Here is an 11,628-nt window from a genome sequence, read left to right on the forward strand (position 1 = left end):
GTGCGGTGGGGCTTGTCGTCGGAGGGGTGCTGGACATCCAAGCCGCTGAGCCTTGGGTGAGCGTGGCGGGGGGTGTGACCGGATTGGTGGGGTTGGCACTCACCGTGTACGCGTTCTTCGCTGGAGCGTCTGGCGGTGGTACGACCGTGACCGCCGGCGGTACGAGGTCGGTCGCCGCCGGCGGGAACATCGGGAGCGTGTCGACAGGGGCCGGTCCGGCGGGGCCGGCGGTGCCTTTCTCGCCGTCGCCCGGACCGTCCCGGCCCCTGAATGTGACCGCATCCGGTGAGCGGTCCATCGCAGCGGGCGGTGATATCGGCTCGGCCTCGACAGGGGACGCGTGAACCCGTCGGCGGAGGCGTCGGGAAACCGTTCGATCGCCGCCGGACAGTCCATCCGGCAAGCGATGTCCGGGGACGGCTCGGTCGCGCACTACGTGGAACGGGCCGTGACACTCCCGCCGGAGGTGTTCGCCCAGCCGGACGCCCCGCAGGCCGGGCTGGTCAACCTGCCGGACAGCGCGGGTCCGTTCGTCGGAAGGCAACGTGAACTACGCCTGCTTGACGAGGCGTTCATGCGTACGGGGGGCGTCGTCGTCCAAGCGGTGCACGGCCTGGGCGGTATCGGCAAGTCGACGCTGGCGGCCCGCTGGGCGACCGGACGGACTGGTGTGTTCAGACCGGTGTGGTGGATCAACGCCGAGACGCCCGCCGATCTGGACGCCGGCCTCGCCGATCTCGCCGCCTCGTTCCAGCCCACGCTGAGGGACGTACTCTCCCGGGACGCGCTGCGGGAACGGGCGGTGCAGTGGCTGGCGACGCACGAGGACTGGCTGCTGATCCTGGACAACGTCTCCTCGCCCAACGATGTCAAGCCGCTGATCGCCAGGGTGTCCTGCGGCCGCTTCCTCATCACGACGCGGCGGGCGACCGGGTGGCAGGGCGTCGCCGAGCCGCTGTCGTTGGACGTACTCGAACTGGCCGAGGCTGTCGAGCTGTTCGAACGGATCAGCGGTCGCGGCGAGGGTGAGGACGCCGTCCGACTGTGCCGGGAGCTGGGGTGCCTGCCGCTGGCCGTGGAACAGGCGGCGGCGTACTGCGCGGAGGCCGGGATCGCGCCGTGGCGGTACCGGGAGCTGCTGGCGCGCTATCCCGAGGAGATGTTCTCGCAGCCGGTGGAGGGCGCGGACGCGGAGCGCACGGTCGCCCGGGTCTGGCGCGTGACGCTCGACCGGCTGGGGGACACCCCGCTCGCGGAGGAGATCCTGAGGGTCATCGCGTGGTGGGCGCCGCAGGGGATTCCGCGGGCCTATCTGGAGCCGATGGGCAGTCCGGTGGAGGTGACCGAGGCGGTGCGGCGGCTGGCGGCGTACAGCATGATCTCGCTGCACGACGGCGACCGGATATCGGTGCACCGGCTCGTGCAGGCGGTGGCCCGGTCGGCCGGAGTGGCCAACGCGCACAGGGCTGCCGGTCTGCTGCTGGAGAGTCACCTCGAACTGCAGGACATCGCCGCCGAGCTGGAGTGGCTCTCCCATCTGGAGCTGCTGGCCTTGAACGCGGAGCCGGCAGCGGATGGAATGGAGGAAATCCTCCTCTTCGATGTGGGTGGACTCAGGTACGTCCACATCGATGTCGCCCGCGCGATCGGTCTGCACGAGAGGGCTCTGTCGGCCGCGGAGCGCGTCGGCGGCCCTCGCGCGGCAGGCACCCTCGAGGTGCGCGCGCACTTGGCCCGGTCGTACGGCACCGCCGGTGACCACGAACGCGCAATCGGTTTGCTCAAGCGGAACCTGAGCGACCACGTACGGACTTTCGGACGCCGTGACCCGCGGACCTTCGCGGCGAGGTCGGTCCTGGCGGATCGCCTGGTGAGCGCCGGACATCTGAGCGAGGGAGCGGCGATGGCGTTCAAGAACGCCGAGAAGGCGTCGCGAGTGCTGGGCAAAGATGCCGAAACGACTCTGGAAGCCTGGGCGGCCTGGGCCTCCGCGCTGATCACTGTGGTTGCGCACGACCCCCGTAGTTTTGCCGCGTCGGCCTCCGAGACGCTGGAGACGCTGTTGGCCGCGTCAGTGGCCGCGTTGGGAAGGGACAACGACACCACCCGAAGCTTTCGGCTGATGCTGATGTCGGTCAAGGCGTCATCGGGAGACATGACCGCTGCCGCCGCCCTGGATGAGGAAAACATCGAGAGCCTCATCCGGGAGCGCGGTGAGACGGACAGGTACGTCCTGTCCAGCCGCATGTTGTTCGCCGAGTTCCTCTGGACGGAGGCAGACGATCCGGCCCGCGCCCGTGAGGTGGTCATCCACCTGCTCGCCGACGCCCAGCGTGTCCTCGGCGAGGACGCCCCCTACGTCGAGCAGCTCCGTCAGCGATTCGCCGCCCTCCTCGCCCCGGACTCGGAGACATGACCCGGCCCACGTTCCCGGGGTCCTCCCCGCCCCCGCCTGGTCGGCCTTCGTTGCCGCACTTCAGCCCGGAGCTCGAGCCTCGGGCCCCGAGCCCTTCCCTGGGTTTTTGGATTGGGTGGAACTCCCCAACCAACCGAGTTTGTAGGTGAGTTAAGGCCGCCTACCTCGAACGGGTGACGTTCCGTGATCAGCTTGCGCCGGTGTGTAAAGCCGCTCTAGTTTCGCGGCAATAGATCGGCCCCGGTCGGTGCGCCAACACCGGCTCCGGGGCCTGGACCTACACATCGAACGGAACCTTCGATGGTGGCTTGCGCCTACCCTAGCCCCGCCCTGCCGTCCCCGTCCCACCCCGTGGCCAAGACGGGTTACGGCAAACGCTCCACCGGTGACGAAGACCCGCACGCGGACGCGGACTTCGCACACCTGAGCGGACGTGAACGCGACCTCGCCATCTTCATGGGCCGTCTCCAGGACGGCCATGCGGCGGGTTACAAGGCGATTGCCGCTGTGCACCCCGTCTACGGCCAGCAAGCGGTGCGCGTCGCGCAGGGGCACCTGAGTCGCGCCGGGCACCTGCACCGGATCAGGGAGCACATCACCCTCGAAGACAACTCGATGCGGTGGGCCACGCGGACGTACTGGTCGCGTACTCCCAGGTCGGTGGAGTGGTGGCAGGAATTCGCGCGGTCGCGCAACGGCAGGATCGTCACCGACGACCACTGCGACGGACTGGCCCACGTCGAGGAGGCCGAGCGGACGCCCCCGGAGGCCGAGGCCGTCCAGGCGCCGGGCGACGGGCCACAGGGCACCGTGGCGTACCGGACGCTGGCGGAAATTCGTGAAACAGACCGCCGTATGCCGCTGTCCGAATCCGACTGCCGGTCTCTCGAATCCCTCGCCGCCGAGTGGCTGGCGCGCGGCTCGACTCCCGAGGACATCACCCGCGCCCTCACCGCCGGACTTCCCAGCCCCGTGACCAACCCGGGCGGACTCGCCCGCAATCGACTGGAGAAGCAGATGCCGCCGAAGAAGGCCAAAGTGCGTCAGAAGAGGACCCGGCTCCGTGGTCGCGTCGATCGGGTCTTGATCGCCTGCGCCACATGCGACGAGGACGAGCGGACCGTGGAGATCGTCGGCGGGGTGTGCCGGGCCTGCCGGGTGGAGCTCGGGCTGGACACGCCCGACGGGGAGCCGATCCCGCCCGTGCCGGAGACGTTTCTCGCCGGGCCGATCCCCAGTGCCGAGGAGGTGCACCGCTGGGCGGCCCGGGTGCGGGCGGCGGGTGGACTGCGTTCGCCCGGGGGCAAGGCGCTGTGGGAGGGCGTATGAGCTGCAGGACGTGCCGGCCGGGGCACCGTGGAGTCGAGGAGGCGACGCCATGAGCCGCAGGACCGAGGACCGGCCGCAGATGACTGCCGAGGAGTTCGAGGAACTGGAACGCCATGCCCCGGAGACCGTGTGGCTGGAGTTCGTGAAAGGGAAGGTCGTCGTAAAGCCCTTGCCGGACGGCAATCACAGCGAGATCTACATGTGGCTCCTGGAACGCTGCATGCAGCTGCGACCGGACCTGCGGCTCCATCCCGAGCGGGGACTCAGGACCGAGGCGTACGGCAAGGGGCGGGCTCGCGCCGATGGCGTACTCGTGCCCAAGGGCAGCCTCAAGGGCAAGGGCGAGTGGTCGGAGGCCACCGGCGTGCTGATGGCCGTGGAGATCACCTCCTGGGATTCCGGCACGGCACGTCGAGACCGCGTCGAGAAGCCTGACGGCTACGCCGCCGCCGGTATCCCCGTCTACCTCCTCATCGACCGTGACGACTGCTCGGTCGTGGTCTTCAACCAGCCCGAGGGCGGTCGCTACCGGCACGAGGAGAAGCTGCCCTTCGGCGCCCCCGTCAAGCTCCCCGACCCGGTGAACTTCACTCTGGACACCGAGCCCCTCAAGGAGTTCACCGACTGAGCCGCATCCCCCACAGCCCTCTCGTCATCGCCGTCGCGCCGCCCGCCAGGGCCAGGACGAGGACCAGCTGGCGGGCCCGGTGCTCGGGGATGCGGCCGGCGACGGCGTGGCCGATCACCGCGCCCGTCGTCAGTGCGGCGCAGACGGCCGCCCACTGCGCTCCGGCCAGGCGCGGCGTGCCGTTCGCCGCGATCGAGAACGCGTTGACGGCGACGCCGTAGAACTGGGCGTTGGGGACGAACTCCCGTACCGTCCAGCCCGCGTTGAGGGCGTACAGCGACACCGGGGGGCCTCCGACGCCCGCCGCCGCGTTCATGAAGCCACCCAGCGCCCCGGCCGTCACCGCGCCCTTGCCGCCCCGCAGGGCCGGTACCCGCGCGCCGCGCATCACCAGCAGGACGGCCACCGTCACCAGGGCGCCCATCACCAACAGCAGGACGGGACGGGGGAGTTGGCGGGTCATCCAGGCGCCCAGCGGGACCGTGCAGGCCGCCGCCGCGCAGAGCGGGACCATGGCCGTGGGGCGGACGCGGCGCCAGCCGCCCGCGAGGCCCACAACGCTGATGGCTCCGGCGGCGCAGTTGGCGAGCACCACGCCGTCGGCGGGACCGAGCAGCAGTACCAGCGCCGGTACGGCGACCAGGGCGAAGCCCATGCCGGTCAGCCACTGCACGCAGCCCCCGAGCAGGACGATCCCGGCGAGCAGTGCGTCCGTCATGTCATGCCCCCCTCATGGAGGTAACGCTAGGACAGGCCCCAGCGGTGCCCGCTGTGACCCGGGGCACTTTCTGCGTGGTCCTGTGTGCGGTGGGCAAGAGCCCCTCCGGAACACAGCGGCCGACGTCTCACCATGCGGGAGCAGGGTGGTCGTATGCGGGCGCTCGTTAGACTGAGCCGACACAAACGAACCGAGCGAGGAGCGCACGTGGGCCTTGTCGTGCAGAAGTACGGAGGCTCCTCCGTAGCCGATGCCGAAGGCATCAAGCGCGTCGCCAAGCGGATCGTGGAAGCGAAGAAGAACGGCAACCAGGTTGTCGTCGTCGTTTCCGCGATGGGCGACACGACGGACGAGCTGATCGATCTCGCCGAGCAGGTTTCTCCGATGCCTGCCGGGCGGGAATTCGACATGCTGCTGACCGCCGGAGAGCGGATCTCCATGGCCCTGCTGGCGATGGCGATCAAAAACCTGGGCCACGAGGCCCAGTCCTTCACCGGCAGCCAGGCAGGCGTCATCACCGACTCGGTCCACAACAAAGCCCGGATCATCGACGTCACGCCCGGCCGGATCCGGGAGTCGCTCGACAAGGGCAACATCGCGATCGTCGCCGGGTTCCAGGGCGTCAGCCAGGACAAGAAGGACATCACCACGCTGGGGCGCGGTGGGTCCGACACGACCGCCGTGGCGCTGGCCGCCGCGCTCGACGCCGAGGTCTGCGAGATCTACACCGACGTCGACGGCGTCTTCACCGCCGACCCCCGCGTGGTGAAGAAGGCGAAGAAGATCGACTGGATCTCCTTCGAGGACATGCTGGAGCTCGCGGCCTCCGGCTCCAAGGTGCTGCTCCACCGCTGTGTGGAGTACGCCCGCCGCTACAACATCCCGATCCACGTCCGCTCCAGCTTCAGCGGACTGCAGGGCACGTGGGTCAGCAGTGAGCCGATTGGGGACCAGAAGGTGGAGCAGGCCATCATCTCCGGTGTCGCGCACGACACCTCCGAGGCCAAGATCACGGTCGTCGGCGTGCCGGACAAGCCCGGTGAGGCTGCCGCGATCTTCCGGACCATCGCCGATGCCGAGATCAACATCGACATGGTCGTGCAGAACGTGTCCGCCGCCTCCACCGGCCTGACGGACATCTCGTTCACGCTGCCGAAGACCGAGGGCCGCAAGGCCATCGACGCGCTGGAGAGGAACCGGCCGGGCATCGGCTTCGACTCGCTGCGCTACGACGACCAGATCGGGAAGATCTCGCTGGTCGGCGCGGGTATGAAGACCAACCCGGGCGTGACCGCCTCCTTCTTCGAGGCCCTGTCCGACGCGGGCGTGAACATCGAGCTGATCTCCACCTCCGAGATCCGCATCTCGGTGGTCACCCGCAAGGACGACGTGCCGGAGGCCGTCCGCGCCGTGCACACCGCGTTCGGGCTCGACTCCGACACCGACGAGGCCGTCGTCTACGGAGGCACGGGGCGCTGATGGCGCCGACCCGCAAGCCGACGCTCGCGGTCGTGGGAGCGACCGGAGCCGTCGGCGCGGTCATGCTCCAGATCCTGTCCCAGCGCGCGGACATCTGGGGCGAGATCCGCCTGCTCGCCTCCCCGCGCTCGGCCGGCCGCAAGCTGGCCGTGCGCGGCGAGGAGGTCGAGGTGACGGTCCTGAGCGAGGAGGCCTTCGACGGGGTCGACGTCGCGATGTTCGACGTCCCCGACGAGGTCGCCGCCCAGTGGGCGCCGATCGCCGCCGCGCGCGGTGCGGTCGTCGTCGACAACTCCGCCGCCTTCCGGCTGGACCCCGAGGTGCCGCTCGTGGTGCCCGAGGTCAACCCGCACGCCGTACGGACCCGCCCGCGCGGGATCGTGGCCAACCCCAACTGCACGACCCTGACGATGATCGTCGCCCTGGGCGCGCTGCACGCCGAGTTCGGGCTGCGCGAGCTGGTGGTCTCGTCGTACCAGGCGGTGAGCGGGGCCGGGCGGGCCGGCGTGGAGGCGCTCAGGGCCCAGCTGTCCCTGGTGGCCGGGACCGAACTGGGCACCAAGCCCGGCGACGTACGGCGGGCCGTCGGGGAGGACACCGGGCCGTTCCCGGAGCCCGTCGCGCTGAACGTCGTCCCGTGGGCGGGATCGCTCAGGGAGGACGGCTGGTCGTCGGAGGAGATGAAAGTCCGCGACGAGGCCCGCAAGATCCTCGGGCTGCCGCAGCTGCCGGTCGCCGTGACCTGCGTACGCGTCCCGGTGATCACCACCCACTCGCTGACCGTGCACGCCCGCTTCCAGGGCGACGTGACGGTCGACCGCGCCCAGGAGATCCTCGCGACCGCGCCCGGAGTGGTGCTGTGCGACGATCCGGCCGCCGGTGAGTTCCCCACCCCGGCCGACGTCGTGGGCACCGACCCGACCTGGGTGGGCCGGCTGCGGCGGGCCCTGGACGATCCGACGGCGCTCGAACTCTTCGTGTGCGGCGACAACCTCCGCAAGGGGGCCGCGCTGAACACCGCGCAGATCGCGGAGCTGGTCGCGGCCGAATGGAACGACCGGGCATAGGCCCGTCAATACGGGTTGCGTAGGATCCGTGTAAGAAGTGTGGCCAGAAGCATGGTCCAAACCACTTGAAACCATTGCTCAGGGCAACAGAAGATTTCCCTCCCCGTCCCCGCAACCGTGCGGCGGACGGGGAGCGTCTTTGCCGTCACTCTTCGGGCGTGGGGACGCCGTGAGCGGGCCGGGTGTGGGGACGCCCGCCCATATCAGACATAGGGGAAGAGCGGACGCATGACGGCACTTGAGGCACGGCCGGTTGTCGCACATGTGACGCCCGGCACGTACAACCCTGGCGGGGGCAGACGTGTCCAACTGGCGTGGCAGAGGTACTCGAACTCAGTGCGGTCCGCGGCGCAGCGGCCCTCCGGCCGCCCCGTGCGGCGCTCCGGCCCCGCACGCCCGGCGGCATGCCGGTGATCGCGCCCATGCCCGCAGCGCGGCCCGCCCGCATACCCAGTCAGCGTGACGGCGCCGACGAGACCACGGAGACCGTGGTCGCCGGTACGACCGTCGACCACCTCACCGAGACCTACCGGGCGCACTACCGCTCCCTGCTCGGCCTCGCCGCGCTGCTCCTGGACGACACCGCCTCCTGCGAGGACGTCGTCCAGGAGGCCTTCATCCGGGTGCACTCGGCCCGCAAGCGCGTCCGCGACCCCGAGAAGACCCTCGCCTACCTCAGGCAGACGGTCGTCAACCTCTCCCGCTCCACGCTGCGCCGCCGCATCCTCGGCCTGAAGCTGCTCTCCAAGCCGATGCCGGACATGGCGAGCGCGGAGGAGGGCGCCTACGACCAGCTGGAGCGCCGCGACCTCATCAAGGCCATGAAGGGCCTGCAGCGCCGCCAGCGCGAGGTCCTGGTCCTGCGCTACTTCGCCGACATGACCGAGGCCCAGGTCGCCGAGACCCTCGGGATCTCCCTGGGCTCGGTCAAGGCGTACGGCTCGCGGGGCATCGCCGCGCTGCGGGTGGCCATGGAGGCACCGGCATGAGCGAGCGATCCGAAGGGGGCGGTTCCGATGAACGCCACTCCCACGAACGTCACGAGCCCTTCGCCTGGCACGAACCGACGAAGCGGGACGAGCAAGAGCACACGCAATCGCATGCTGGGAACGCAACTGTGAACCACCGCCCCCACGAGAAGGGCCCCGAGGGGCACCGTCAGGATCCCGCCGGCTCCGCTCCCGGCTTCGACCCCGACCGGGACGAGCCGGGCACGGACTCCGGTGGGCTCGGCGTCGACGACGCGGCTCTGCGGTGGATGCTGCACTCCGCCGTCGACGACATCGAACCGCGCGCCGGCACGCTCGACCATCTGCGCCGGGCCGTGCCCGCGCGGCGGGCCCGCAAGCGGCAGGCCGCCGTCGGTATGGCCGCCGCGGCCCTGTTCTTCGGCACCGCGATCCCCGCCCTCGTCCATGTCTCCCAGTCCGGCGGCTCCGACCCCAACACCGCCATGGCCGGCCAGTCGTCCCAGGCCCAGGGCGGTACCGGGCAGAGCAGGGACAAGGGCGGCGACCCGGGTTCGAGGAAGGACGCCGGCGGCGCGAGCGCCACGCCCGGCAAGGAGCCGGGCAAGCCCGGCGACAAGGGCAGGACCAGCGGCGGCACCATCGGCTCCACCGGCGCCAACCCCTCCTCGACCCTCGCCGCGGGCGGCGTACCGGCGTGCACGGCGGCCCAGCTGGGCTCCGCCACCGGCACCGCCGACGTGCCCGACTCCGCGGGCGTGGTCTACGGCGTGTTCCACGTCGTCAACACCTCGTCCACCGCCTGTACCGTCGCCGGTGCGGGCACCATCAGCCCCACCGCGCTGGGCGCGGCCGACCCGGCCAAGATCAGCACCGCCCGGCACGCGGCCGGGGACGCGGCGACCAACCTGCCCGACCCCTCGCTGGAGGTCACCGGGCTGCTCCTGCAGCCGGGCGCCGCCTACGAGGAGAAGTTCGCCTTCGTACCCTCGCAGACCTGCCCCACCACCGGCGGTGACAGCACCACCGGCTCGAACTCGGGCGGCCCCTCGCCGGATCCCACCCCCACCCAGGACGCGAGTGCCACCGGCGGTTCGGCCGACAGCGGGGGCTCGGCGGGCACCAGCACCCAGCTGATGACCGAGGACGGCACGGCGGACGGGAGCGTGCAGATCACCCACACGGCGGAGGGCGGCTCCCCGTCGGCCACGGCGACCGTGCCGGGGCAGTGCGCGGGGACGGTCATCTACACCGGAGTGCTGGCGGGGGCGTAGGCGCGCCGTTCTCCGTGCCCCTGCAGGGGGCCGCCGGTCAGCCGCTCACCACTGGTTGCGGTGTCTCCTCCGGCACCAGGCCCAGCGCGGCGTCCCGCGCGGCCTCGGCCTCGCGGCGCAGCAGCCGGAACCACATGAACACCACGAAGCCGGCGAAGACGAACCACTCCCCGGTGTAGCCGAGGTTCTGGAACGCCTTCAGGTCCAGCCCCGTGCCGTCCGGCGCCGCCGCGGGCACCGCCTTCATCCCGGAGTCGGCCCTGTCGAGGGTCACCCAGGCGTCGTACAGCTTGTACGGCACCAGGTTCACCAGTGACGCCGAGCTGATCGCCGCCGTCTGCCCCGCCGGCAGCCCGCCCTGCGCGCTGACCCCGTTGTCCCCCGGCGTCTCGGACGCCTGCAGCGCGCCGGTGACGGTGACCTCACCGCTCGGCGGCGCGGGCGCCCTGGCGGCGTCCGCCGTGCCCGGCAGCCATCCCCGCACCACCGGCAGCGCCTTGCCGGAGCCGGTGCGCAGCAGGGTCAGGACGTAGAAGCCGTTCCTGCCGTCCAGCTGCCGGCCGGGCACGAGCAGCTGTGTGCCGTAGTGCCCGCTCGCGGTGACCCGGCGGCCCGAGGTGGCCTTGTCGACGGGGATCATCGAGTCCAGCGGACGTGCGGTCTCCTGACGGTCGGACGCGGCCTGCCGCGTCGCGCTCCGATGCTCCTGCACCCGCCCCTCGAACCGGCTCAGCTGCCAGGACCCCATGAAGACGCAGAAGGGGATGGCGAGCAGCACGAAGACGTTGATGCCCCACCAGCGGGGTGTCAGCAGAAACCGGTACACGCCCCCACGGTACGGCGCCGCCCGGGAAGACCGGCCCGGGGGTCGGCTCTAGCCGGACAGCCCCTAGCCCTTGGTGGCCTTAAGGGAGTAGATCAACGGGATGCGTGGACGGTCCGCCGGGAAACGGTGGTAGCCGTCACGTACCTCGAAGTTCTCGAAGCGCGGGAAGAGCGACATGTCGTGCTCGTGCAGGAACTCGATGCGCAGCCCGGTCGCGGCGAGCGCGGAGACGACGTCGCCGAGGGTGTGCTGCCACTCCACACTGCGGTTGTGGACCGTCGCGGCGCTCCGGTCGGCGTAGGTGCCGGGCTCGTCGTACACCTGCGGGTCGCGGGAGAAGTAGTCGCGCACGATCCGCGAGCCCGTCGCGTCGTCCAGGGCCTCGGTGATCGGGTGGAACTCGGCGAGGTACAGGAACCCGCCGGGTGCGACGAGCGAGGCCGCCGTCTCGGCCCAGCGGCGGATGTCGGGCAGCCAGCACAGCGCGCCGAGCCCGGTGTAGACGATGTCGTACGAGGCCTCGGGCACGGCGTCGGCCGCGTCGTACACGTCACTGGTGACGAAGGCGGCGCGCTCGGGGCCGTGGCCGAGGTCGGCCGCGAGGGAGCGGGCGGTCTCGACGGCCGGGGCGGAGAAGTCCAGGCCGACGACGCGGGCGGCGCCCCGGTGGGCCCAGGAGAGGGTGTCGGTCCCGAGGTGGCACTGCAGGTGCAGCAGGGTCTTGCCGGTGACGTCGCCGACCTCGGCCGTCTCGAAGTCCCGCAGGACGTCCGGGTGGGCCCGGAAGCCGTCGAGGTCGTAGTACGCACCGGAGACGTGCACGGGGACCCGCTCGTCCCACAGGGCCCGGTTGTCCTCGCGCCAGCCGTCGGGAGCGGAGTGATGGTCGACGTGGGTGCTCATGATCGGAAAGTTATCCACAG

At 70.9% G+C, this 11,628-nt stretch carries 10 protein-coding genes; 7 read left to right on the forward strand and 3 right to left on the reverse strand.

Annotated features, from left to right (window positions below):
* Window positions 1–406: 406 nt before the first annotated feature.
* The 3 genes from ACZ7HQ_RS35615 to ACZ7HQ_RS35625 all read left to right on the forward strand — a co-directional run bounded on the left by ACZ7HQ_RS35615 (window position 407) and on the right by ACZ7HQ_RS35625 (window position 4,373).
* Complete coding sequence (locus ACZ7HQ_RS35615) at window positions 407–2,416, forward strand: NB-ARC domain-containing protein (RefSeq protein ID WP_470999084.1); 2,010 nt, start codon at window positions 407–409, stop codon at window positions 2,414–2,416.
* 351 nt (window positions 2,417–2,767) lie between these two features.
* On the forward strand, window positions 2,768–3,745 hold the full coding sequence (locus tag ACZ7HQ_RS35620; protein WP_470999086.1) for a hypothetical protein: 978 nt from the start codon (window positions 2,768–2,770) through the stop codon (window positions 3,743–3,745).
* 49 nt (window positions 3,746–3,794) lie between these two features.
* On the forward strand, window positions 3,795–4,373 hold the full coding sequence (locus tag ACZ7HQ_RS35625; protein ID WP_470999088.1) for a Uma2 family endonuclease: 579 nt from the start codon (window positions 3,795–3,797) through the stop codon (window positions 4,371–4,373).
* On the opposite strand, the gene ACZ7HQ_RS35630 is transcribed toward ACZ7HQ_RS35625, so the two are convergent.
* Window positions 4,363–5,091 carry a sulfite exporter TauE/SafE family protein gene (locus tag ACZ7HQ_RS35630; RefSeq protein WP_470999090.1) on the reverse strand — a complete coding sequence of 243 codons (729 nt, stop codon included), beginning with the start codon at window positions 5,089–5,091 and terminating at the stop codon, window positions 4,363–4,365. The two genes, ACZ7HQ_RS35625 and ACZ7HQ_RS35630, sit on opposite strands and share 11 nt — an antisense overlap.
* A gap of 207 nt (window positions 5,092–5,298) precedes the next feature.
* On the opposite strand from ACZ7HQ_RS35630, the gene ACZ7HQ_RS35635 reads away from it, so the two are divergent.
* The 4 genes from ACZ7HQ_RS35635 to ACZ7HQ_RS35650 all read left to right on the forward strand — a co-directional run bounded on the left by ACZ7HQ_RS35635 (window position 5,299) and on the right by ACZ7HQ_RS35650 (window position 9,879).
* Complete coding sequence (locus tag ACZ7HQ_RS35635) at window positions 5,299–6,570, forward strand: aspartate kinase (protein ID WP_470999092.1); 1,272 nt, start codon at window positions 5,299–5,301, stop codon at window positions 6,568–6,570.
* Window positions 6,570–7,637 carry an aspartate-semialdehyde dehydrogenase gene (locus ACZ7HQ_RS35640; protein ID WP_470999094.1) on the forward strand — a complete coding sequence of 356 codons (1,068 nt, stop codon included), beginning with the start codon at window positions 6,570–6,572 and terminating at the stop codon, window positions 7,635–7,637. The genes ACZ7HQ_RS35635 and ACZ7HQ_RS35640 overlap by 1 nt, the downstream gene beginning before the upstream one ends.
* Before the next feature lie 314 nt (window positions 7,638–7,951).
* Entirely contained in the window at window positions 7,952–8,626 is a 675-nt protein-coding gene (locus tag ACZ7HQ_RS35645; RefSeq protein WP_470999096.1) for a SigE family RNA polymerase sigma factor, read from the forward strand.
* A gap of 128 nt (window positions 8,627–8,754) precedes the next feature.
* Window positions 8,755–9,879, forward strand: coding sequence for a hypothetical protein (locus tag ACZ7HQ_RS35650; protein WP_470999098.1), 1,125 nt, complete (start codon window positions 8,755–8,757; stop codon window positions 9,877–9,879).
* 37 nt (window positions 9,880–9,916) lie between these two features.
* On the opposite strand, the gene ACZ7HQ_RS35655 is transcribed toward ACZ7HQ_RS35650, so the two are convergent.
* A complete protein-coding gene (locus tag ACZ7HQ_RS35655; RefSeq protein ID WP_470999099.1) occupies window positions 9,917–10,705 on the reverse strand; it encodes an SURF1 family protein in 789 nt (262 codons plus the stop codon).
* A 63-nt stretch (window positions 10,706–10,768) separates the two neighbouring features.
* Entirely contained in the window at window positions 10,769–11,608 is an 840-nt protein-coding gene (locus tag ACZ7HQ_RS35660; protein ID WP_470999101.1) for a class I SAM-dependent methyltransferase, read from the reverse strand.
* Window positions 11,609–11,628: the final 20 nt, after the last annotated feature.

The sequence above is a fragment of the Streptomyces sp. NPDC037290 genome (assembly GCF_055603245.1).